Source organism: Streptacidiphilus sp. EB129, from assembly GCF_041262645.1.
Taxonomy (GTDB): domain Bacteria; phylum Actinomycetota; class Actinomycetes; order Streptomycetales; family Streptomycetaceae; genus Streptacidiphilus.
In genome coordinates this window covers 38,410-63,609 of the sequence record NZ_JBGCCS010000026.1, presented here as the reverse complement: position 1 = coordinate 63,609, position 25,200 = coordinate 38,410, and the positions used below count along the sequence as shown (strand labels likewise).

The 25,200-nt window shown below is 74.9% G+C and carries 7 protein-coding genes and 1 pseudogene; all 8 read left to right on the top strand.

Translation table 11 applies throughout. The features are described 5' to 3' along the window. Window positions 1-163: 163 nt before the first annotated feature. The 8 genes and pseudogenes from ABH925_RS26855 to ABH925_RS26820 all read left to right on the top strand — a co-directional run bounded on the left by ABH925_RS26855 (window position 164) and on the right by ABH925_RS26820 (window position 25,200). A complete protein-coding gene (locus ABH925_RS26855; RefSeq protein ID WP_370151653.1) occupies window positions 164-10,012 on the top strand; it encodes an amino acid adenylation domain-containing protein in 9,849 nt (3,282 codons plus the stop codon). A gap of 137 nt (window positions 10,013-10,149) precedes the next feature. Next, window positions 10,150-12,183, top strand: a complete 2,034-nt coding sequence (locus ABH925_RS26850) for an AMP-binding protein (RefSeq protein ID WP_370151650.1) — start codon at window positions 10,150-10,152, stop codon at window positions 12,181-12,183. Between the two features lie 47 nt (window positions 12,184-12,230). After that, window positions 12,231-13,160, top strand: a complete 930-nt coding sequence (locus ABH925_RS26845) for a fatty acid desaturase (protein WP_370151648.1) — start codon at window positions 12,231-12,233, stop codon at window positions 13,158-13,160. Window positions 13,161-13,189: 29 nt separating this feature from the next. Beyond that, window positions 13,190-13,261 (top strand): annotated as a pseudogene (locus ABH925_RS26840) (DUF664 domain-containing protein); the annotation flags it as partial. Window positions 13,262-13,364: 103 nt separating this feature from the next. Further along, a complete protein-coding gene (locus ABH925_RS26835; RefSeq protein ID WP_370151646.1) occupies window positions 13,365-13,637 on the top strand; it encodes a hypothetical protein in 273 nt (90 codons plus the stop codon). A gap of 55 nt (window positions 13,638-13,692) precedes the next feature. Continuing rightward, entirely contained in the window at window positions 13,693-14,421 is a 729-nt protein-coding gene (locus ABH925_RS26830; protein ID WP_370151644.1) for an aspartate/glutamate racemase family protein, read from the top strand. 11 nt (window positions 14,422-14,432) lie between these two features. After that, window positions 14,433-17,111: an amino acid adenylation domain-containing protein gene (locus tag ABH925_RS26825; RefSeq protein ID WP_370151641.1), complete on the top strand. Its 2,679-nt coding sequence runs from the start codon at window positions 14,433-14,435 to the stop codon at window positions 17,109-17,111. Beyond that, window positions 17,089-25,200 carry an amino acid adenylation domain-containing protein gene (locus ABH925_RS26820; RefSeq protein WP_370151639.1) on the top strand — a complete coding sequence of 2,704 codons (8,112 nt, stop codon included), beginning with the start codon at window positions 17,089-17,091 and terminating at the stop codon, window positions 25,198-25,200. Before ABH925_RS26825 ends, ABH925_RS26820 begins: the two co-directional genes overlap by 23 nt.

Below are 25,200 nucleotides of genomic sequence, written 5' to 3'. Positions count from 1 at the left end.
TGATGGTCAGTCACCCTTTGTCGACCGCGCTCCGGTGCTGCTGTGAGCGACTGTTAGCAATGCCCCTAGGGGGTGCGTGGGTTTACTTTCCAAGGACGGCGACCGCCTTGTGTCGGTGACTGACAGTCACGGCGCTGCGCGGTCAGCAGGAGAAAGAGACCCCATGAAGCCGAGCCACCCCTCAGCGGATCCACCTCCCATCGCGGCTGCGGTCGAAGACTGGATCACCAGGCGGATCGCCGAACAGACCGGGCTGTCCCTGGAGACGATCGACCCGCGTGCCCCGTTCGCCGACTTCGGCCTCTCGTCACGCGACGCCGTACAGCTGGTGGGCGACCTCCAGGAGCACCTGTCGCGCGAGCTGTCGCCGACCCTGTTGTGGCATTTCCCGACGCCGCGGGCGCTGAGCGAGCACCTCGCCGATGAGCGCCCGGAGCACGACGCGCAGCCTGCCGCGGCACAGGGGTCCGGGTCCGGCCGGGAGTTGGGCCAGGGGGCGGAGCGCGGATCCGGTCCGGTGCCGGGGAACCAGCCCGAGCCGGTCGCGATCGTGGGCATCGGCTGCCGATTCCCCGGCGCGGACGGCCCCGACGCCTTCTGGCAGCGCCTGGCCGAGGGCGCCGATCTGGTCGGCGGCGCCGGTCGGCGGCTCGAACTGCTGGGCGCGCACAAGCCCTTGGGTCTGTTGGACGACATCGACGGATTCGACGCGGAGTTCTTCTCGCTGTCCGGCCGCGAGGCGGCCTATCTCGACCCGCAGCAGCGGCTGCTGCTGGAGTGCGCCTGGGAGGCGCTGGAGGGAGCGGGCATCGCACCGCCCTCCCTGGCCGGGACGGACACCGGGGTCTTCGTCGGCGTCAGCAACAGCGACTTCGGACGGTTGCAGAGCGCCGACACCCGGCTGCTCGGCCCGTACAGCGGCAGCGGGCAGGCCCACAGCATCGCCGCCAACCGGGTGTCGTACACCCTCGACCTGGGCGGGCCCAGCCTCGCCGTCGACACCGCCTGCTCCTCCTCGCTCGTCGCCGTGCACCTGGCCTGCCGCAGCCTGCGGTCGGGGGAGTCGACCACCGCGCTGGCCGGTGGGGTCAACGTGATCCTGGCGCCGGACGCCACCGAGGTGTTCGAGCAGGCGGGGATGATGGCGGCCGACGGCCGCTGCAAGACTTTCGACGCCTCGGCCGACGGCTATGTGCGGGCCGAGGGCTGCGGCGTACTGGTGCTGAAGACCCTCAGCGCCGCGCGGCGCGACGGCGACCCGGTGCTGGCGGTCATCCTCGGCTCGGCGGTGAACCAGGACGGGCGCAGCAACGGACTCACCGCGCCCAGCGCGGCGGCCCAGCGTCGGGTGGTCCGCGCGGCGCTCCGGGACGCCGGGGTCGAACCGGCCGCGGTCGGCTACGTGGAGGCCCACGGCACCGGTACCCCGCTCGGCGACCCCATCGAGATCAGCGCTCTGCGGGACGTCCTGGCGATGGATCGATCCGCCGGGGCTCCGCTCCTGGTCGGCTCGGTGAAGACCAACCTGGGGCACGCCGAGTCCGCCGCCGGGGTCGCCGGGCTGATCAAGACGGTGCTGATGCTGCGGCACGGGGCCGTCGCCCCGCACCTGCACCTGCGCGAGGTGAACCCGGAGATCGACCTCGGCGCACAGCTCGCCGTACCGACCACGCTCACCGACTGGCCCTCCGACGGCGTGCCACGCGTCGCCGGGGTCAGCTCCTTCGGCTTCGGCGGCACCAACGCGCATGTCATCGTGGGCGAGGCGCCACGGCCCGAGCCACAGCCCGAACCCGAGCCGGTCCCCGGGGCCGAGTCAGTCCCCGGGTCCGGGCCGCTGCCGGCGTCGGCGGTGCGGCCGGTCGAGGTGCTGACCGCGTCCGCCCGGTCGCGGACCGCGCTGACCGCCCTGGTCGCCAGGTACGCGGAGGCGTTGCGTGACCCCGCCGGACCGGCGTTCGAGGACCTCTGCCACACCGCCAACACCGGCCGCGCCGCCCTCCCGCACCGGCTGGCGATCACCGCCGGTTCCCGGGAGGAGGCGCTGACCCGCGCCGACCGATGGCTCGGTTCCGGCACCGCGCCCGGGGTGCGCACCGGTCGGGCCCCAGCCTCCGGGCCGCCCGGGCTGGCCTTCCTCTTCCCCGGCCAGGGATCCCAGTACCCGTCCATGGCACGGAAGCTGTACGAGACCGACGCCACGTTCCGGCGCGAGCTCGACGGCTGCGACGCGATGGCCGAGCCGCTGCTCGGCCGCCCGCTCACCTCTGTGCTCTTCGCCGCTCCCACCGACCGGGACCTGCTCGGCCGCACCCGCTGGACCCAGCCCGCCCTGTTCGCGGTCGAGTACGCGCTGGCCCGGCTGTGGCTGTCGTGGGGCGTGGAGCCCGACTACCTGCTCGGGCACAGCGTCGGCGCGCTGGCCGCTGCCTGCGTGGCGGGGGTGTTCGGCCCGGAGGACGGGATGCGCCTCGCGGTCGCCCGGGGACGTCTGGTCGAGGAACTGACCGGTCCCGGCCGGATGCTGCTGGTGCTCGCCGACGAGCAGACCGTCGGCGAGGTGCTGGAAGCGCTGCACGAGCACGGGACGATCGGCGTCGCGGCCGTCAACAGCGAGCGCACGACGGTGGTCTCCGGTTCTCCCGACGGCGTTGCCGAGGCCCGTCGCCGGTTCGCCGAACGCGGCGTCACCACCCATGAGCTGGAGGCCTCGTACGCCTTCCACTCGCCGATGATGGCCCCCGCGCGCGCGGCGTTCGCCGAGGAGGCCCGCTCGGTGCGCTACCGGGACCCGGCGATCCCGCTGGTCAGCGACACCGACGGGCGGCTGTTCGACGCCGGGCTGCGCCCGGACGCGGACCACTGGGCCCGGCACCTGGAGCAGCCGGTCCGGTTCGCCGACGGGCTGCGCGCGCTCGCCGCAGCGGGCTGCTCGGTGTTCCTGGAGACCGGCCCGGGACGGGCGCTGATCGGCGCGGGGCGCCGCACCGCTCCGGACGCCACCTGGCTGGCCTCGCTGCGGGACGGCGCGGCCGACTGGGCGGTGCTGGCCGACAGCGCGTCCGCGCTGCATGTGGACGGCAGGACCGTCGACTGGGCCGCCTTCGACGCCGGGCTGGCGCGCATGCGGGTCCCGATCCCCAGCTACCCCTTCGAACGCCGCCGCCACTGGCTGCCCGACGGCGGCGCCGAGACCGCCGTCGTCCCCGGACCGAGAGGACCCGCCGTCGTGGAAACCCCTCCGAGCGGCCCTTCCGCACAGGACCCCTCGCAGCACGCCCAGCCGGACCGGTCCCAGGACCCGTCGCCGGATCCGGTGCTGTCGCTGCTGGCGGCCACGGTCGCGCGGGTGCTGGAGAACGCCGGTCCGGTCGACCCGGACTCCTCCTTCCTGGAGCTGGGCGCGGACTCGCTGGCGCTGATGCAGACGTTGCAGACGGTGCAGCAGACCTTTGCGGTGAAGCTGCCGATCAGCCGGCTGTTCGAAGAGGTCAACACGCTGCGGCTGCTCGCCGCCCACATCCGGGCGCAGGCCCCGGCCGAGGTGCTCTCCGCGCTGACGGACGCGGACCATGCGCCCGCGTCGCCCGCTGCCGCCCCCGTCCCTTCGCCGACGACACCGCCGACCTCGGCGCCGCACCTGGGAGCCGCGAGTCCGGGTACCGGCACCGGGCCTGTCACCGGCCCGGTGCCGGTACCCGTCTCCGGCCCGGTCGAGGACGGTTCGGTGGAGCGGTTCCTGAGCGTGCACGCCCAGATGATGGAGGCTCACACCCAGGTGATGGGCCAGGCGTACGAGCTGCTGCGCGGCGGCGCTCGCGCTGCTGCCGCACCGTCCGCGGCCGTCCCGCCCGTCCCGCCGACGCTCGCACCGTACGTGCCCGTGCACGCTGCACCGCCCCGGCCCGACGCCGCCCCCGACGCCGTGGCCCCCGATGCCGCCGCCGGTGCGCCGCTGCCGGAGGGCAGCATCCCGCGTCAGCGGATTCCGCTGGCGTCGGCGGACACCTTCGTCGCGTTCCGGCCGGCCGGGCGGCAGGCCGCGCCGGCGACGGCCGACCCGGCCCGGCGGGCGTACGTCGCGGAGCTGGTCGCGCGGCACTGCGCGCGCACCGCCGGGTCCAAGGCGCAGGCCGTCCGTGAACGCGGGTTCCACTCCGACGTACGCCACGCCGTCCAGCCGTACCTGAACCTGCGGGAGACCCGTTACCCGCTGGTGGTGGAACGCTCCGAGGGGGCGCGGCTGTGGGACGTGGACGGCAACGAGTACCTCGACCTGACCATGGGCTTCGGGGTCAACTTCTTCGGGCACGGCGAACCGCTGGTCGACCGGGCGATCCGCGAGCAGCTGGCGCTGGGCATGCACCTCGGTCCGCACAACACCCTGGCCGCCGAGACCGCCGAACTGATCTGCGAGCTGACCGGTACGGAGCGGGCGGTGTTCTGCAACACCGGCTCGGAGGCGGTGATGGTGGCCGTCCGGCTCGCCCGCACGGTGACCGGACGGGCGAAGATCGCCCTGTTCGCGGGTGCCTACCACGGCTCGGCTGACCCGATCCTGGCCCGGCAGGGTTTCGACGGCGGGACGGGGGAGTCGGTGCCGCTGGCCCCGGGAATCCCCGACCAGGTCGCCGGCAACGTCCTGGTGCTGCCCTACGACGACCCCGCCTCGTTGGAGGCGCTGCGCGAGCACGCCCACGAGCTGGCGGCGGTGCTGGTCGAGCCGGTGCAGAGCCGGCGCCCCGACGTGCAGCCCGGTGCGTTCCTGCGCGAACTGCGGGAGCTGACCCGGGAGGCCGGTGTCGCGCTGATCTTCGACGAGGTGATCACCGGCTTCCGGATGCACCCGGGCGGAGCGCAGGCCCTTTTCGGGGTCGACGCCGACCTGGCCACCTACGGGAAGGTGATCGGCGGCGGCCTGCCGATCGGCGTGGTGGCCGGACGGGCCGAGTACCTCGACGCGATCGACGGGGGAGCCTGGACCTTCGGTGACACCCCGTACCCGCATGCCACCCGTACCTTCTTCACCGGGACGTTCTGCAAGCACCCGCTGGCCCTGGCCGCCGGGCGGGCGGTGCTGCGCGAGATGAAGCGGCGCGGACCGGAGCTCCAGGCCGAGGTCAGCCGCCGGACCTCGGCCCTCGCCAGCGAGGTCAACAGCCTGTTCGCGGCTGCCGGTGTGCCGATCCGGATCACCGACTTCGGTTCGCTGTTCCGGCTGCGCTTCCTCGACGAGACCCAGCTCTCGGAGACCGTGGAGGTGTTCCACACCGCGCTGCTGACCAGGGGCGTCTACGTCTGGGAGGGCCGCAACTGCTTCCTGTCGACCGCGCACGGCGACCAGGAGGTGGCGCGGATCGTCGCGGCGCTGGCGGCCACCGCGGACGAGATGACCGAGGCGGGCTTCTTCCCCGGCGCGGTCCCGGTCGGACCGCTGGGCGACCTGCCGCTCAGCGACGCCCAGCAGGAGCTGTGGCTGCTCGGGCAGATGGGCGACGAGCACTCCCGGGCCTACAACGAGAGCCTGCGGCTGGACCTGCGCGGTCCGCTGGACCTCCCGGCGCTGCGGGCGGCGGTGCTCACCTGCGTCGGCCGGCACGAGAGCCTGCGCACGGTGTTCAGCGCGGACGGCGGCACCCAGCGGGTGCGGGCGGCCGGCGGGTTCGAGCTGCCGCTGGTGGAGTTCACCGACGCCCAGGCCGCCGACTGGGCCGACCTGGTCTTCGACCTGGAGCAGGGACCGCTGCTGCGCGCGGCGGTCCGGCGGCTCGCCGAGGAGCACCACCAGCTGCTGGTGACGGCGCATCACACCGTGGTGGACGGCTGGTCGTTCGGCATCGTGCTGGACGAGATCGGGCAGGCCTACACCGCCGCCGTCAGCGGCGGCCCGGATCCGCTGCCGGTGCCGCACCAGTACCGCGAGCACGTCCGGCGGCAGCTCGCCCGGCGCGGCGGCGAGCAGTGGCAGGCGGACGAGGCCTACTGGCTGGACCGCTTCGGTGACGGCGTACCGGCGCTCCAGCTGCCCACCGACCGTCCCCGGCCGGCCCGGGACACCGCGCGCGGCGGCAGCGTCACCGTCGAACTCGACGAGCGGACCTCGGCCGGGATCGCGGCCGCGGGCAGCCGGCTCGGCTGCACCCCGTTCACCCTGCTGCTCGCCGCCTACGCCGCCCTGCTGCACCGGCTCAGCGGTCAGGACGACCTGGTCGTCGGCGTGCCGGTGGCGCTGCGCGACGCCCCCGGCGCGGACCGGATCGTCGGGAACTGCAGCAGCGTGCTGCCGATCCGCTCACGCCTCGGCGCCGGCGACTCGGTCCGCGCCTACACCGCCGGGCTGCAGCGCAGCCTGGTCGGCGGCTTCGCCCACTCCGGCCACCCGTTCGCCGCGCTGCGCTCCCGCCTGCCGCAGGACGGCGACGGGCCGCTCTACCGGACCATGTTCAACCTCGACCAGGAGCCGGAACCGCCCAAGCTGGCCGGGCTCGACGTGTCGGTGTCGGCCGCGGAACGCCACTGGGTGAAGTCCGACCTGGACGTCGACGTGCTCGCCGTCGGCGGCCGGCACACCGTCACCTTCGAGTTCAACGGCGATCTGTTCGACGAGCCGACGGTGCGCCGGTACGTCTCCGCCTACCAGCGGCTGCTGCAGGCGTTCCTGGACGACCCGGAGCAGCCGGCCGCCCGGGTCGCGCTGGCGGCGGGGGCCGAGCGCCAGGCACTGGTCGCCCTCGGCCGGGCGCCGCGCACCCCGCGCGGTCCCGAGACCTCGGCCGCCGACCTGGTCGAGGCATGGGCCCGGCGCACCCCGGACGCCCTCGCGGTCGCGTGGGGCAGCGAGGACCGGCTCAGCTACCGCGAGCTGAACGAGGCGGCGAACCGGCTCGCGCACCACCTGCGCGCCGAGGGCCACGGCCCGGACACCCGGATCGGCGTGTTGTTGGAGCGCGGCAGCGACCTGCTCGTCGCCGTGCTCGGCATCTGGAAGGCCGGCGCGGGCTATCTCGCCCTGGACCTGGAGACGCCGACGGCCCGCCGCGCGGCCATCGTCGAGGACGCCGGCCCGGCGCTGGTGCTCACCCACAGCGCGCTGCTGCCGGAGTTCTCCGGACGTCCCACGCCGACCCTCTGCCTGGACGCCGAGGCGGTGCGGGCCCGCCTCGCCGAGCAGCCCGGCCACGACCCGCGGCGGGCCGACCTGCCGGACGGCGTCGCCTTCATCGTCTACACGTCCGGCTCCACCGGCCGCCCCAAGGGCGTGGTGCTGACCCACCGCGGCCTGCTCGGTGTCTACCGGGGGTACGACCAGGCGTACGGGCTCAGCGGCCGGATCACCTCGCTGCTGCAGATGGCCAACTTCGGCTTCGACGTCTTCGCCGGGGACGTGGTCCGGGCGCTGTGCTCCGGCGCCGCGCTGGTGCTCTGTCCGCGCGACCTGCTGCTGGAGCCGGCCGAACTGCTGCGGCTGATGCGCCGCGAAGGCACCGACTACGCGGAGTTCGTCCCGCTGGTGCTCAAGGGCCTGGCCGAGCACATGCGCGTCACCGGCGAGCGGCTCGACTCGATCGCCCTGGTGGTCTGCGGCGCCGACGTCATCTACCACGGTGAACTGGAGGCGGTGCAGCAGGTGTTCGGCCCGCGGGTGCGGGTGCTGAACGCCTACGGCCTGACCGAGGCCACCATCGACAGCACCTACGTGCTGCACCAGGCCCTGCCCGGCTCCGGCCACCGGTCGCTGATCGGCGCGCCGTTCCCCAACGCCGAGGCGCACATCCTGGACGGGGATCTGCAGCCGGTCCCGCCCGGCGTCCCCGGCCTGCTGTACGTCGGCGGCGACGGTCTGGCCCGCGGCTACCTCGGCCGGCCCGATCTGACCGCCGAACGCTTTGTGCCGCATCCGTGGGGCGCGCCCGGCGAGCGGCTCTACTGCACCGGCGACCTCGCCTGCTACCGGCACACCCCGGACGGCCTGGTCATCGAGCACCTGGGCCGGCGCGACGGTCAGATCAAGATCCGCGGCTACCGGATCGAGCTCGGCGAGGTCGAGGCGGCCGTGCGCGCCGTCACCGGCATCGGCGCGGTCGCGGTGATCGACCACGAGGCCCCCGGCGGCGGCCGCCGTCTGCTCGCCCACGTGGCGACCGGCGCGGTCCCGAACGGCGGTGGGCCGAACCCCAGTGGACCGAACCCCAGTGGACCGGCCGGGACTGAACCGGCCGGTGTGGTCCGGGCGGTGGCCGAATGGAACGAGCGGCTGCGCGCACAGCTGCCCGGCTACATGGTCCCGGACGGGTTCGTGCTGCACGAGACCCTCCCGGCCAACGGCAACGGCAAGCTCGACCGGGCCGCGCTGCGCGCCGCGGAGGGCCGCCTGGTGTCCGCCACCCGCGCGTACCAGCCGCCCAGGAACACCATCGAGGCCCGGCTGCTGGACATCTGGCGCGAGGTGCTGGGCAGCGACGCCATCGGCGTCGGCGACGACTTCTTCGCCCTCGGCGGGCACTCGTTGCAGGCCACCCGGGTCGCGGCCAGGGTCCGCGCGGAACTGGGTGTGGAACTCCCGCTGCGGCGGCTGTTCGAGAACCCCACCGTGGCGGCGCTGGCCGCACGGCTCGGCGACGGCGGCGGCCGCCCGCCGCTGGTGCGCGCCGAACGGCCCGAGGTGCTGCCGCTCTCCTACGCCCAGCAGCGGCTGTGGTTCATCGGCAAGCTCGAAGGCCCCAGCCCCACCTACAACCTGCCCATGCCCTTGCGGCTCACCGGCGACCTCGACCGGGCCGCGCTGGCTGCGGCGCTGGCCGACGTGGTCGCCCGGCACGAGCCGTTGCGCACCGTTTTCGCCGAGCAGCGCGGTGTGCCGCGCCAGCGGATCGTGCCCGCGGCCGAGGCGGCGGTGCCGCTGACCGAGCGGCGGATCGACCCGGCCGAGGTGCCCGGCGCGCTGGCGGAGGGAGCGGCGCACACCTTCAACCTCTCCCGCGACCTGCCGGTCACCGCCACGCTGTTCGAGGTCGGCCCCAGCGAACAGGTACTGCTGCTGGTGCTGCACCACGCAGCCGGAGACGGCTGGTCGCTCGGCATCCTGGCCCGCGACCTGCTCGCCGCCTACGCGGCGCGGCGCGCCGGCCGGGCCCCGCAGTGGACGCCGCTGCCGGTCCAGTACGCCGACTACACGCTCTGGCAGCTGGCGGCCCTCGGTGGCGACAAGGATCCCGGCAGCCTGCTCAGCGAGCAGCTCGCCTACTGGCGGCAGGCGCTGGCCGGACTGCCGGACCAGCTGGAGCTGCCGGTCGACCGGCCGCGCCCCGCCGTCGCCGGCCACGCCGGGGACCAGCTCGGCTTCACCGTCGACGCCGCCGTGCACGGCGCGCTGGCCCGGCTGGCGCGGGAGAACCGCGCCAGCGTCTTCATGGTGGTGCAGGCCGCGCTCGCGGTGCTGCTCGACCGCTACGGCGCGGGCAGTGACATCCCCATCGGCACCCCGGTCTCCGGGCGCACCGATCAGGCGCTGGACGAGCTGGTCGGATTCTTCGTCAACACCCTGGTGCTGCGCACCGACACCTCCGGCAACCCGACCTTCCGGGAGCTGCTGGAACGGGTCAGGGACACCGACCTGGCCGCGTTCGGAAACCAGGACCTGCCGTTCGAACGCCTGGTCCAGGCCCTGAACCCGCCCCGCTCACGGGCCCGGCACCCGCTGTTCCAGGTGATGCTCGGCTTCGAGACCGAGACCCCGCTGGAGATCAGCGCGGCCGGCCTGGCCGTCACCGAGGAGCCGGACCCCACCGCCATCGCCAAGTTCGACCTCTTCTTCAGCGTCCAGGAACAGCACGGAGCGGACGGCGGCTGCGGCGGACTCGTCGGCGCGCTGGAGTACCGCACCGACCTGTTCGACCGGAGCACCGCGGAGGCGCTCGCGGCCCGGCTGGTCCGGCTGCTCACGGCAGTCTCGAACGCCCCGGAGACCCGATGCGCCGAGCTGCCCTTCGACCCGCAGGACGGGGACTACTAGCCCACCCACCGCACGCCGCCCGCGCGCGCCACGCCCAGCGGCGACCCGCAGGGGTCGGCTGCGGCACCGCCCACCCGCGGCACCGCCCACCCGCGGTACCCGACCGATCAGACCGCCGACCAGAGAGGGAATTTCGCATGCCCGTGCACGAGCAGCAGCACCGCGTGGTGGCCAACCACGCCGGCCAGTACGCGACCTGGCCAGCCGGACCGGACACCCCGTCCGGCTGGCACACCGTCGACACCGCCGCCGAACTCGACGCGGTCGCCGGTGCCGTCCACAGCCGGGAGTCCTGCGTGCAGCAGGTCGAACGGCTGTGGACGGACCTGCGGCCCACCCCGCTGCGCCGCCACCCGCTCAGCCCGCGCCCCGCCGTGGACACCCTCACCGCCCTGCTGCGCGGACAGGCCCGACAGCGCCCGGACGCGACCGCCTGCACCCTGCTGAGCCTCAAGGGAGCAGAGACCGAGCAGCTCGGCTACGCCGAACTCGACCGCCGCGCCCGGACCGTGGCCGCCGCGCTGCAGCGCCGCACGCTGCCCGGAGACCGGGCCCTGGTGCTCTTCCCGACCGGTACGGACTTCGTGGCGGCCTTCTTCGGCTGCCTGTACGCGGGCGTGATCGCGGTCCCGGTGCCCTACCCCGAGGCCATGGGCGGGTTCCGCCGCCAGCTGGAACGGCTGCGCACCGTGGTCGAGGACGCCGCCCCGGCCGTCGTGCTGACCACCCGTGAGCTGGTCGCCGACGAGGGCGCGGACGGCCTCGGCGGCGTCGAACGCATCGCTGTGCCCGACCTCGACCCGGCGCTCGCCGACGAGTGGCGCGAGCCGGACGCCGGTGCCGACGCGGTCGCCTTCCTCCAGTACACCTCGGGCTCCACCAGCGCCCCCAAAGGCGTGGTGCTCACCCACCGCAATGTGATGGAGAACCTCGCCGCGGTCGCCGGCGCCTTCCGTACCCGCGACGGCGAGGGCAGCGACGGGGGCCGGTGCGAGGACTTCCGGGTGGTGAGCTGGCTGCCGCTGTTCCACGACATGGGCCTGGCCCAGGTGCTCTGCTCCGTGTTCGTCGGGGGCCAGGTGGTGCTGATGCCGCCCGCGGCCTTCCTGATGCGGCCGGTGCTCTGGCTGGAGGCCGTGAGCCGCTACCGGGGCATGCTCAGCAGCGCACCCGACTTCGCCTACGAGCTGTGCGCCCGGAAGATCCCCGAGGAGAAACTGTCCGGCCTCGACCTGAGCAGCTGGCTCTTCGCCCTCAACGGCGCCGAGCCGGTGCGCTGGGACTCGCTGCGGGCGTTCGTCGAGCGCTTCGGCCCGGTCGGCTTCCGGGAGAGCACACTGCTGCCCTGCTACGGCATGGCCGAGGGCACGGTCTACGTCAGCGGCTCCCGCCCGGCCGGTCCGGTGCAGGTGCTGGAACTGGACGCGGCGGCGCTGGAACGCGACGGCCGGGTCGTCGCCGCGACCCCCGGCGCCGACCTGAGGCGGCTCGTCTCCTGCGGCCGGGTGCCGGCCAACCTCGACCTGCGCATCGTGGACGCGAAGGCGCCCGCATCGGCCGACGGACCGGCCGCGGACGCGCGGGTGGGACGGCCGCTGCCGGCCGGCCGGATCGGCGAGATCTGGGTCAGCGGCCCCAGCATCGGCCAGGGCTACTGGCAGCAGCCGCAGGCCACGCAGGAACGATTCGGCGGACGGCTCGACGGCACCGGCCAACGGTTCCTGCGCACCGGGGACCTCGGCTTCCTGTACCGGGGCGAGCTGTTCGTGGTCGGCCGCGCCGACGACCTGGTCATCGTCGACGGCCGCAACCACTTCCCGCAGGACATCGAGGACACCGCCGCCGCGAGCCACTGGGCGCTGGCCCCCGGCCGCTGCGTCGCCTTCGCCACCCGCGAGGCCGAGGGCAGTGCCGCGCGGCTCGTCCTCGTCGCCGAGACCATCGGCCGCTGCCGGATCCTGCCGGACGGCGAAGAGCCCTCCGCCGACCGCGATGTGACGGCCCTGGAGATCACCCGCGCGGTCGGGCGGCGGATCGCCGAGGACCACCACCTGGGCGTGGCCACCGTCGTCCTGCTCAGGCCGGGCGGGCTGCCCCGCACCACCAGCGGCAAGGTGCAGCGCCGGCTCACCCGCCGACTGCACGAGGGAGGCGGGCTCACCACCTGGTAGCACAACGCCCCCCGCACCGCACCGGCACGGAAAGCGAACACCTTCCCATGACGATCGACCAGCTCCAGCCCCCGCGCCCGCTGCTGTTCCGCCGGGTCGCGGTCACCCCGTCCGACCAGCGCGCCTTCCTGCTCCGACTGGCCCTCGCGGCAGCCCTGGGCCTGCTCGGCGGCTATCTCGCACTGCGTCCCGACTGGTACTGGACGGCAGCCGGCTGGCTCCTCCTCGGGGCCGTCTACACCCACGCCGTCGAACTCCAGCACCAGTGCCTGCACCACTCGGCCTTCCTGCGCCCCGGCGCGCACCGGCCGGTCGGCTTCCTGCTCGGCCTGCCGCTGCTGGTCTGCTTCAGCCACTACCGCATCCGCCACCTCCAGCACCACCGCTACCTCGGCACCCCGCAGGACGGCGAGTTCTTCGGCTTCGACACCCGGCGCGGTCTCACCCCGACGGCCCTGCTCAGCGGGCTGTTCGACTACCGGCGGCTGCTCCTGGTGCTGCCGCTCACGGTGCGGGCCTGGCGGCCGGGCGCCGGACCCGACTTCGGCCTCGGACAGACCAGCGAGCGGATGCGCCGCGCGGTCACCGTCGAGTACCGGCTGACGGGCGCGGTGCTGCTGCTGGTGCCGGTGGCACTGGTGCTCGGCGGCGGGCGGGAACTGCTCGACCTGTGGGCCGGGCCGCTGCTGGTGGCCGTGCCGATGCACTTCCTGGTCGAGCTGCCGGAACACGTGCTCTGCGACACCGAGAGCACCGACGTGCTGCGCAACACCCGCTCCATCAGCGGCAGCCGTCTGTCCACCTGGTTCACCAACGGCAACAACCTGCACGTGGAGCACCACGCCGCGATGACCGTCCCGATCAACCGGCTGCGCGAACGCCACGACGAGGTCCGCCGCACCGCCGTCCACGTCGAAGCCAGCTACGCCGCCTTCTTCCGCCTCGTGCTGCGTACCAGCCTGCGCCGCGACGGTTAGGCGGTGGTCCATGATGGGGCGGCCCGGACGAGGAGTACGCCCGCCACAACGGCCGTGCCGACCTCCTGCGCGAGGCGATCGACGGAGCGAGGGGGCTCTGAACCCGCCGACGGGGCGTCCCCGGTGCCCCCTGTGCTGCGACGCCGCCGCCGGGACGCGACTGCCGGGATGCGGCTGCCCGGCGGACGGTGCAGGGTGGGGAGCATGAACAGCGTGATCGTCCTGCTGGAGCTGGAGCCGGCCACGGAGGTCATCGACTCCGCCGAGGTGGACATCGGGGCGCGGGTTCGGTGGGTCCATGCCGCCGGCGCGGACCCGGACGCGCAGGAGGACCCGCTCCCGCGGACCCTCTGCGGGCTCGACTCCAGCGAGATGGAGCACGAGCACTACCGGCCGTCCGGCCCCGGGGATCCCTGGTATCCCGAGGAGTACCGCGGTCGGCGGTGCCAGGAGTGCGACGCGGCGCTGCGCGGATAGCGACGAGCCGGACGGGTTAGCAAACCCACTAGGCGGTCGTGGCTTTACTGTTCCCATGACGATCACTGGCAGCGACGGCGGTGTGCTCGGCATCCTCGGTGGGATGGGGCCGTTCGCCTCGGCCGGGTTCCTGCGGACCGTGTACGAGGTGGCCGCCGAGCGGTCGGGCTCGTTCGCGGAACAGGATCTGCCCCGGTGCCTGCTGGACTCGGATCCGGCGTTCCCCGACCGGACCGAGGCGATCCGCGCGGGGCGGGAGGCCGAGTTCGCCGAGCGGCTGAGGCTGCGGCTGGGTGGACTGCTGGACCTCGGTGCGACCCGGGTGGTGGTCGCCTGCGTGACCGCGCACCACTTCCTCGACCTGCTCGGGCCCGCTGAGCGGGCCCGGGTGATCTCGCTGGTGGACCTGGTCCTGGACGATCTGGCGACGGTCGGCCCGGACGAGCGCTACCTGCTGGTGGCCACCCATGGGACCCGGGACGCCCGGGTGTTCGAACGGACGCCGCGCTGGCCGGACCTGGCGCAGCGGGTGGTCCTGCCGGATCCGCAGGCCCAGGACCGGCTGCACGGTCTGCTCTACCGGCTGAAGTGGGAGCCGGTCGGTGCCGAACTTGTGGACGAGTTCCTGGAGTTGGCCGAACGGAACGGCTGCCGGGGGCTGATCGCGGGGTGCACCGAGGTCCATCTGCTGACGCGGTGGCTGCGGGAGCGCGGCGACGGCCCCCGGATCATCGACCCGCTGCTGACCGTCGCCGCCCATCTGAAGACCCTGCTCGCCGGATAGAGGAGTTCCTGGTGGAATCGGACGCAGCACTGCGGTACTGGCGGGAACGGCTCGCGGGCGTCGCCCAGCCGACCCGTCTCGGCATCGCGAACGGCGGCACAGCCCGGGCGGAGGCCCTCGCGGAGGCCCCGTCCCAGGCCCTGAGCGCCCGCGCCACGCTGGCGTGGACCTCGGATCGGACGGCCCTGCTGGGGCGCGCCGCCGACTCCCTGGGCCTACGCACCGAGCATCTGCTCCTCGCCGCCTGGGGCCTGGTGCTCGCCGCCCACGCGGGCGAGCTGGACGTGGTGTTCGGCATCGAGGCCGGCCGCCCGGACGCGGACCCGGTGCCGCTGCGCCTGGACGCCCGGCCGGACCGCTCGCTGCGCGGCTACCTCGACGAGGTCCGCGCCGGGACCGGTCTCGGGCGTGAGCACGCCCAGCTGACGATGGATCAACTCACCGCCTGCGCGGATCTGCCCGCCGACACCCCGCTGATCGACACGATGGTGCGATGTCGGCCCAGCACCGACCGCTCCGACGCCCCGGCCGGCTGCGCGGTGGTACTGACCGCGCTGCTGGGCCCGGAACCCGCCCTGATGCTGGATCACTGCGACGCGGCGCTCGCCGCTACCGACGCCCGGCGGCTGCTCTCCCACGTCGACCGGATGCTCACCGCGATCACCGAGGCCACGGCGCGGGACAGGGCGCAGGACGTCGCCCGGACCACGGTCGGGGACCTGCACCTGCTGTCGGTGGAGGAGTACCGGCAGGTCGTCCACGAGTGGAACGACACCGCGCGGGACTGGGGTGAGCCGCTGTGCCTGCACGAGCTCTTCGAGCGCCAGGCCGCCCGGACCCCGGACGCCCTGGCCGTGGTCCAGGGCGAGCGACGCCTCACCTACGCCGAACTCGACGCCGCCGCCGACCGGTTGGCCGCGCGGCTGGCGGCGGCCGGGGTCGGCTGCGGCGACCAGGTCGCGCTGTCGCTGCGCCGCACCGTGCACACCGTGGTCGCACTGCTCGGCGTGCTCAAGTCCGGTGCCGCGTATGCCCCGTTGGACCCGGCGCTGCCGGCCGGGCGGTTCCGCGCACTGGTCGAGGCGCTGGGCGCGCCGGTCGTCCTGACGGACCCGGAGGCGGTGTCCGGGATACTGGACCGCTGCCGGGGGCTGGACACGCTGCGCGAGGTCCTCTGGCTGGGTGACGCCGCCGCGGACGACTCGGGCGGGGATCAGCCGGCGGCCGGGCTCACCGCCGTCGGGTGGGCGCTGGGCGAGGTGCCGGCGGGTTCGCCGACCCCGGACCGGGCCCGGCCCGGCGACCTCGCGTACACGATCTTCACCTCTGGCTCCACCGGCACCCCCAAGGGTGTGCTGATGACCCACGCGCCGGCCGTCAACCTGATCCACTGGGTCAACGAGACCTACCGGATCGGCCCGGACGACCAGGTCCTGTTCATCGCCTCGCTGAGCTTCGACCTCTCGGTCTACGACGTGTTCGGGCTGCTCGCCGCCGGTGGCAGCATCCGGGTCGCGGCGGGGGAGGAGGTCCGCGACCCGCAGCGGCTGCTGGCCCTGCTGGACGGCGAGCCGATCACCTTCTGGGACTCCGCGCCGGCCGCGTTGCAGCAGCTCCAGCCGTTCCTGGCACTGCGCGAGGCCCCCGCCGAGCACTCGCTGCGGCTGGTCTTCCTCAGCGGCGACTGGGTGCCGCTGGCGCTGCCCGACGACATCCGCGCGGCCTTCGCCGAGCCCGAGGTGATCGCCCTCGGCGGCGCCACCGAGGCTGCGATCTGGTCCAACTTCCACCCGGTCGGCAAGGTCGACCCGAGCTGGACCAGCATCCCCTACGGTCGGCCGATCGCCAACGCCCGCTACTACGTGCTGGACGCCGGACGGCGGCCGGCCCCCGTCGGCGCGCCCGGGGACCTCTACATCGGCGGCCCGTGCCTGGCCGTCGGCTACCTGGGCGACCCCCGGCTGACCGAGGCCAGGTTCGTCCCCGACCCCTTCGGTGCCGACCCGGGAGGGCGGTTGTACGCGACCGGCGACCGGGCCCGGTTCTGGCCGGACGGGACCATCGAGTTCCTCGGCCGCCAGGACCACCAGGTGAAGATCCGCGGCTTCCGGGTGGAGCTCGGCGAGGTCGAGTCCGGTCTGGCCGTGCTGCCCGGGGTGGCCTCCGCCGTCGCGGTGGTGCACGACACGGCGGCCGGCGCGCGGCTGACCGGGTACGCCGTGCGCCGCCCCGGCGCCGTGCTGGACCCGGGCGCGCTGCGGGCCGCGCTGGCCGAGCGGCTGCCCGCGTACATGGTGCCCGCGCAGGTCGTGGTGCTGGACGCGCTGCCGGCCACCGCCAACGGCAAGCTGGACCGCGCCGCGCTGCCGGTGCCGGACGCCGCCGTCGGGCGGCCGCCGCACGTGCCGCCGCGTACCCCGGTCGAGCAGGCGGTCGCTGACATGTGGGCCGAGGTGCTCGACGTCCAGGGCATCGGGGTGGACGACAACTTCTTCGACCTGGGCGGTCACTCACTGCTGATCACCCAGGTGATGGCGCGGCTCCAGTCGGACCTGGAGGTGGAGGTGCCGCTGCTGGCGATGCTGGACCACCAGACACTGGGCGGCTTCGCGGCGGTGGTCGAGCAGACGCTCGTCGAGCAGATCGAACAGATCGAGGGGATGGACGATGGCGCAGAGCAGCGCGCCTGACCACCGGTCCGAGCGGGTGCGGGCGCTGCTCGCGGAGCGGCTGGAGCGGGCCTCGGCGGCCCGGGAGAGCCGGGCCGTCCGGCCCGGCGCGGGCCCGGGGCCGGTCTCTCCCGCGCAGCAGCGGATGCTGTTCCTGGAAGAGCTCGACCCGGGCAGCACCGCGTACCACCTGCTGTTCACCCTGCGGCTGGACGGCCCGCTGGACGCCGGCGCGCTGGAGCGCGCGCTGCTCGGCGTCGAGCGCCGGCACGAAGTGCTGCGCAGCACCTACCAGCGGCGCGACGGGGTGGAGACGCTGGTGCCGGGCGAGCCGTCCCTCGTCCTGCACCGCAACGAACTTCCGGACAGCGCTGGTGCGTTGGCGGAGCTGCAGCAGAGGTCCCTCGCCGAGCCGTTCGACCTCCGGGAGGGGCAGGTCTGGCGCGCTCAGCTGGCCCGCACCCATGACACGCTGCACCACCTGATCCTGACGGTTCATCACATCGCCTTCGACGGCTGGTCGGTCGACGTGCTGCGACGGGAGCTGACCCAGGGCTACGCGGCCGAGCTCGGACGGGGGGAGCAGCCGGCACCGCCCGCCGTCCGCTACGCCGACTACGCCGGCTGGCAGTGCGAGCGGCTGGACGCCGGCGCGTTCTCCGAGCAGCTGGCCTACTGGACCGGTCGGCTCGGCGACGCGCCGCCCGCGCTGGAGCTGCCCACCGACCGGCCCCGGCCCGCGCTGCGGCGCAGGCCGGGCGGGGTGGTCCGGGCGACGGTCGGCCCGGAGCTGGCCAGGGGGGTCCGCGCGCTCGCGCGGGAGGCGGCGGCGACGCCGTTCATGGTGCTGCTGGCCTGCTTCCAGACGTTGCTGCACCGCTACAGCGGGCAGTCGGACATCCTGGTCGGCACCCCGGTGGCCAACCGGGGATCGGCGCAGACCGAGGCGCTGATCGGACTGTTCGTCAACACCGTGGTGCTGCGCGCGGACTGCCGCCCCGGGCTGCCCTTCCGGGAGCTGCTGGCCGAGGTGCGCGCGGACTCGGCCGCCGCCCTCTCGCGCCAGGACCTGCCGTTCGAACGGGTGGTGGAGTCGCTGCCGTCGGTACGGGACCTGGCCGGTAGCCCGCTGTTCCAGGTGATGGTGCTGTGGAACCCGGCGGACCAGGGGGCGGAGGCCTTCGGCGACGCCAAGGCGACCCACGTCCCCTACGCGGAGCCCGGCACCGCCAAGTTCGACCTGACCCTGGAGGTCGGCGAGCAGGGCGACGGACTCGGCCTTGAACTGGAGTACGACCGGGAGTTGTGGGACGAGGCCTCCGCCGTCCGGATGCTGGGGCACTTCCTGGCCCTGGTCCGGTCGGTGGTGGCCGGGCCGCAGCAGGCACTCGGCGCGCTGCCGATGCTCGCGGCCGACGAGCGGGTGCTCGCCGAGCAGCAGGCCCGGGGCCCGGTGCGGGTCCATCCGGGGCCGGTGGACCTGGCCGCCATGGTCGCCGACCGCGCCGTACTGGACGGCGACGCCGTCGCCCTGGTGCTGCGCGGCGAGCAGCTGACCTACCGGGAGTTCGACCGGCGGGCCAACCGGCTCGCGCACCAGCTCCGCGCGCTCGGCGCGGTACCGGACCAGCCGGTCGGGGTGCTGCTGGAGCGCTCGTTCGACCTGGTGGTGGCCATCGTCGCGGCGGTCCGCTCCGGTGCGCCCTACCTTCCGCTGGACCCCGACCACCCCGGCGCGCGCAGCACCGCGGTACTGCGGGACGCCGGGGCGCGGCTGGTGGTGACCACCGCCGCCCGGGCCGACCTGGCCGCCGCCGCGGGCTGCACCCCGGTGCTGGTGGACGCGCACGCGGTGGAGATCGCCGCCCGGCCGGACGGCTGGGATCTGCCCCCGGCGCTGCCGGACCAACTGGCCTACGTCTTCTACACCTCGGGTTCCACCGGCCGCCCCAAGGGGGTGATGGTCCCGCACCGGGCCGCGCACAACCAGATCCGCTGGCAGATCGACCGCTTCGGGATCGGCCCCGGCGAGTCCGTCCTGCTGAAGACCAACGTCACCTTCGACGACTCGGTCGTCGAGGTCTTCGCGGCGCTGGCCGGGGGCGCCCGGCTGGTGCTCGCCGAGCCCGGCGGGCACCGTGATCCGGAGTACCTGCGCGCGCTGATGGCCGCCGAGCGGATCAGCTACGTCCGGTTCGTGCCCACCATGCTGGCCGCGCTGCTGGAGCACGGCGGCGACACCCCACTGCCGGCGCTGCGGGTGCTCAAGAGCGCGGGCGAGGCGCTGCCGCCGGAACTCGCCGCCCGCTGCCTGGCCGCGCTGGACGCCGAGCTCTACAACGCCTACGGGCCGACCGAGACGGCGGTGAACGTCACCGTGGCCCGCTGCCGTCCGGACGACCCCAGGGTGCCGATCGGCACACCCGTCGACAATGTGCGCTGCCATGTGCTGGACGCCGGGCTGGACCCGACGCCGGTCGGGGTCCCGGGGATGCTGTACGTGGGCGGCGTGCAGCTGGCCCGGGGGTACCTGGGCCGTCCCGACCTGACCGCGCAGCAGTTCGTCCCCGACCCCTTCGGCCCGCCGGGGGCCCGCCTCTACCGCACCGGCGACCTGGTCCGCCGCCGCGCGGACGGCGAGCTGGAATACCTCGGCCGCGCGGACCGGCAGGTCAAGATCCGGGGCCTGCGGATCGAGCTCGGCGAGATCGAGTCGCTGCTCGCCGAGCACCCCTCGGTCGGTCAGGCCGTCGTCACCGCCCGCGAGGACGGACCGGGCGGCCCCCGGCTGGCCGCGTACGTGCTGCCGAGCGCTGGAGGCGGTCCGGAGGCCGGGCAACTGCGCGGCTGGCTGGCAGCCCGGCTGCCCGGCTACATGGTGCCCGGCTCGTTCACCGTCCTGGCCGCGTTCCCGCAGCTGGCCAGCGGCAAGGTGGACCGGGGTGCGCTGCCCGCGCCCGCAGCCGGGGACGCCGCGGGAGTCGGCGACGCCGACGGGTCCGGCTCCGCGACGCGGTACGAGGCTCCGGTGGGCGAGCGCGAGCTCGCGCTCGCCGCGATCTGGGCGGACGCGCTCGGCGTGGAGCGGGTCGGCCGCCACGACGGGTTCTTCGCCCTCGGCGGGCACTCGCTGCTGGCGATGCAGGCCCTGCTCGCGGTCCGGTCCGGGCTGGCGCCAGGGGTGCCGCTGCGGCTGATCTTCGAGGAGCCGACAGTCGCCGGATTCGCCGCCCGCCTCACCACCCCGCCCACCCCCGGCACCCCGGCGGCCCCCGACGGCGTGCTGCCCGCAAGCACGGCGGCTCCCGGAAGCGCGCCCGCCCCCGACGGCGTGGTGCCCGGTGGTGCGGCAGCCCTCGGCGGCACTCCTGCCCCCGACGGTGTCGTGCCCGGCAGCGCCTCCGGGCTCGGCGGCGCCGGGGCTTCGGCGGTGCCGCTGGTGCCGGCCCGGGCCGAGGGTGTCGCGGACGTGTCCGCTGCCGAGGCCCGGATCTGGTTCGCGGACCAGCTGGACCCGGGCGACCCGGCCTACGTCATGCCGGTGGTCTGCCGACTGCGCGGCCCCGTCGACGCAGTCGCCCTGGCAGCGGCCCTGCGCGCGCTTCCGGCCGCGCACGAGGCCCTGCGCACCACCTTCCCCGCCGTCGACGGCCGCCCCGCGCGGCAGGTGGCGGACCGGATCGACCTGCCGCTGCGCATCGAGGACCTGCGTCCGCTGGATCCGTCGACCCGGGAACGTGAACTGGCGGCGGTCCTGGCCGCCGAGAGCGGGGTCCGCTTCGACCTCGGCGCCGGCCCACTCGTCCGCGCCGCCGTGCTGCTGGTGGACATCGACGAACTCGTCCTCGCGCTGACCCTGCATCACATCGTCGCCGACGGCTGGTCGATCCAGCTGCTGCTGGACGACCTGCGGGCCGCCTACCAGGCGGCCCGGGACGGACGGCACCTGCTGCTGCCGGGACGCCGGATCGGCGCGGGCGACTACGCCCACCACCAGCAGCGGATCGCCGCCGGTCAGCACCGGCAGGCCGAACTCAACCACTGGCGCGAACAGTTGTCGGCGGTCGACATCCAGGAACTGCCCACCGACGCTCCGCGCGGAGCCGACGACGGCTCGTCCGGCGCGGAGCACGGCTTCACCGTCCCGGCCGAACTCGGCCGGCGGATACGGGCGCTGGCCGAGGCGGAGCACTGCACGCCGTTCCAGGTGCTGCTGGCCGGTTACGCTGCGCTGCTCGCCCGGCACAGCGGCGGCGCCGACGAGGTGCTGCTGACCGCCCCGGTCGCGGACCGTGGCCGGCCGGACCTGGACGGCATCGTCGGCCTGCTGCTCGACACTGTCGCGCTGCGGATCCCGACCCCCGCCGACCGCGGCTTCCGCCAACTGCTGCACCAGGTCCGCGACGTGCTGCTGGACGCCTACGAGCACCGGACGCTGCCCTTCGACGAGGTGGTGGAGGCGCTCGGGCTGGACGGCCGGGCACTCACCCGGTACAGCGTCACCATGGATCCGCTGCGGGTCGGCACCGTGCCGTTCAGCGACGGGGTCACCCTCGAACCGGAGCCCTTCGCAGTGGAGTTCGCCAAAGCCGAGCTCAACCTGATGCTGGAGGACGGCGATCACGGCCTCGGCGGCTGGTTCGTGCACCGCACGCCGGTTCTGGCGCCGGAGCGGGTGCGGCGGATGGCGGGTCACCTGCTCGCCCTGCTGGACGCCGGCACCGCCGACCCGGACGCCCCGTTGGCCGCGCTGGCGATGCTCACCGCCGCCGAGCGGGCCGAGCTCGCCCCGGGCACCGGGGATCCCAGCGGCCCTGACGCCGCCGCCCGGGCCCAGGACGCGCCCGGCTGCCTGCACACCCTGGTCCTGGACCAGGCGGAGCGCACCCCCGACGGGGTCGCGGTGGTGAGCCGGGGGGTGGACCTGACCTACGGTCAACTGGTGCGGAGGGCCTCGCAACTCGCCCGGCACCTCATCGCGCGCGGGGTACGGCCCGGCGCGCTGGTCGCCCTCGGCATCGGCCGGGGGACGCAGCAGCCGGTCGCGGTGCTCGCGGTGCTGATGGCCGGGGCCGCCTACGTGGCGCTGGATCCGGCCCATCCGGCGGCCGTCACCCGGCGGGTGCTGGCCGACAGCGGCGCCGTGCTGCTCGTCACCGACCGTCCCTGGGCCGGGGCGTTTGCCGACGCGGCCGCCGTCCCGGGTGACGGCGACACCTGCGACCTCGCCCCGCTGCCCACGGTGGTGCTCGGCGACGACGCGGAGCTGATCGCCGCCCAGGACGACACGCCGCCGCCGAGCGCCGCCCGGGTCGAGCCGGCCGCGCTCGCCTATCTCGGCTACACCTCCGGTTCGACCGGCCGCCCCAAGGGGGTGCGCACCCCGCACCGCGCCGCCGCCGCCTACCTGCGCGACTACCTGGCCGCCCGGTTCGGTCTGGGCCCGCAGGACACCGCGCTGCAACTGGCCGGGCTGCCCTTCGACGCCTCGGTCCGTGATCTGCTCGGCCCGCTCACCGTCGGGGCCCGGGTCGTGCTGCTCGACGACGAGCGGGCCGCCGACCCGGAGGCCATCGTCGCGGCCATCGACGACCACGGCGTCAGCTGCCTGCTGAGCATCGTCCCGACCCTGCTGCGGGCGCTGCTGCCGGTCGCCGAACGCGGGCCCGGGCACGGCGGAAGGCTCCGGTTGCTGCTCACCGCGGGCGAGCCGCTCGACCTGGCCGACTGCGCCCGTACCCGCGCCGCCTTCGCGGGCCGTCCGGACGTGGTGAACCAGTACGGGCCGACCGAGGGCACGATGACCACCACCAGCGCCCGGATCACCGCCGACTCCGGGCGGAGCGGACCCGCCCCGCTGGGCCGGCCGGTGGCCGGAGCCCGACTGTGGATCGTCGACCGGCACGGCGATCTGGCTCCGGTCGGCGTCCCCGGCGAGGTCTGGATCGGCGGCGACCGGCTGGCCGAGGGCTACCACGGCGCTCCCGCGCTGACCGCCGAGCGCTTCGTCCCCGAGCCGTTCTCCGGGCTGCCGGGCGCCCGCGCCTACCGCACCGGCGATCTGGCCCGCCGGAATCCCGACGGCACGCTGACCTTCCTGGGGCGCGGCGACGACCAGGTCAAGATCCGTGGCCGACGGGTCGAGCCGGCCGGGATCGAGAGCGCGCTGCGCACCCTGCCCGGGGTCGCGGAGGCTGCGGTGCTCGCCGTCCCACCGGACCGTCCGGGCGGCAGCGTCCGGCTGGTCGCCTGGGTGGCCCCGGCGACGCTCGCCCCGGACGCGGTGCGCGCGGCACTGCGTGGCCTGCTGCCGGAGCATCAGGTGCCCGGCACGGTGCAGGTGCTGCCCGCGCTGCCGCGTACGCCGAACAACAAAGTGGACCGCCGGGCCCTGGCCGCCCTCGGTGAACCGGACGGCCCGGCCGGGACGCCGAGCCCGCCCGGCAGCAGTACCGAGCACACCGTCGCGGCGGTCTTCGCCGAGGTGCTGGGGGCCGAGCGGATCGGCGGCCGGGCGATCGGCCGGGACGACGACTTCTTCGCCCGCGGCGGCCACTCGCTGCTCGCCGCCCGGCTCTCCGCCCGGCTGCACCGTGCCACCGGACGGCCGCTGCCGCTGCGCGCGGTGATGGACCTGCGCACCGTCGCCGCCCTGGCCGCCCGGCTGGACGCGACCGAACCGTCCGCACCGGCCGCGTCTGCCGCGTCGACTGCGTCGGCCGCAGTGTCGCAGCGCCCGGCCGGGGCCGCGCCGACCCCGGGCCAGGTGGCCCTGCTGCGGCATACCCGTCGTGACCCCGCCACCGCCGCCTACCACATCGGGTTCCACGCGAAGGTGCAGGGACCCCTCGACGAGGTCGCGCTGATCCGCGCCCTGGACGCGCTGGCGGCACGTCACGAGGCGCTGCGCACCGGGTTCCCGGACACCCCGGACGGGCCGGTGGCCGTGGTCGCACCGGCGATCCTGCTGCCGGTGCGCCGCGCGGACACCCGTACCGAGCCCGACCCGCTCGCGGCGGCGCTGGCGCTGGCCACCGCCGACCTGCGTGCCCCCTTCGACCTCGGCGCGGGGCCGCCTGCCCGGGCCACGCTGATCCGCTGCGGCGGGGCCGAGCATGTGCTCGGCCTGACCGTGCATCACATCGTGGCCGACGGCTGGACACTGTCGGTGCTGGAGCACGATCTGGCGGTGCTCTACAACGCGTTGGCCGCCGGGCGGCTGCCGGAGCTGGAGCCGGTTCCGGGCTTCGGTCGCTGGGCCGCGCGCACGCCGCCGGACTCGCCCGGCTACGCGGCGGACGCCGGTTACTGGGCGGAGCGGCTGCGCGGGATACCCACGGCGCTGCCGCTGCCCACCGACCGGCCCCGGCCCGCCGCGTGGTCGCTCGCCGGAGCACTGCACCTGTTCGACCTCGACCCGGCGCTGGCCGACGGCGTCCGCCGGCTGGCCGACGAGTCCGACGCCACCGAGTTCGCGGTGCTGCTGGCGGCGTTCGAGCTGTGGCTCGGACGGCTGGCGGGAACGGAGCGGCTGCTGGTCGCGGTTCCGGTGGCCAATCGCCCGGACGCCGAGTCGGAGCAGGTGGCAGGCCCGTTCGCGGACATCCTGCCGGTCCCGGCCGACCTGCGCGGAACACCGACCTTCCGGGAACTGGTGGCGCGGGCCCGGGAGACCTTCCTGGAGGCCTGGGAGCACCGTGCCGTCCCCTTCGAGCGGCTGGTGGAGGCACACGGGGACGGCGACCCCGGCCGCCCGCCGCTGTGTCAGGCGATGTTCGCGGTGCAGAACGTCCCGGCCGCCGGCCGGTCGCTGGACGGGCTCGACGTCGTGCCGCTGACGCTGGACCGCGGCACCTGCCGCTACGAGCTGCATCTGCGCTGCTACCGGACCCCCGACGGGCTGTCCGGCTGGCTGGAGTACAGCACAGCGCTGTTCGAACCGGAGGGCGCGAGGGCGCGACTGGACGAGTTCCTTGCCGTGCTGCGCGCCGGCATCGACCGTCCGGACCTGCCGCTGCCACCGGTCCGTCCGGTCCCGGCGGAGAACCCGGAGCGTCCCGGCCATGCCGAGCGTCCCGACCACCCCGACCGTACGCTCGGAGGCCGCTGA

Coding starts and splice junctions, on each gene's coding strand:
- ABH925_RS26820 (WP_370151639.1), top strand. CDS start 17,089: ATGGCGCAGAGCAGCGCGCCTGACCACCGGTCCGAGCGGGTGCGGGCG.
- ABH925_RS26845 (WP_370151648.1), top strand. CDS start 12,231: ATGACGATCGACCAGCTCCAGCCCCCGCGCCCGCTGCTGTTCCGCCGG.
- ABH925_RS26830 (WP_370151644.1), top strand. CDS start 13,693: ATGACGATCACTGGCAGCGACGGCGGTGTGCTCGGCATCCTCGGTGGG.
- ABH925_RS26850 (WP_370151650.1), top strand. CDS start 10,150: ATGCCCGTGCACGAGCAGCAGCACCGCGTGGTGGCCAACCACGCCGGC.
- ABH925_RS26855 (WP_370151653.1), top strand. CDS start 164: ATGAAGCCGAGCCACCCCTCAGCGGATCCACCTCCCATCGCGGCTGCG.
- ABH925_RS26835 (WP_370151646.1), top strand. CDS start 13,365: ATGAACAGCGTGATCGTCCTGCTGGAGCTGGAGCCGGCCACGGAGGTC.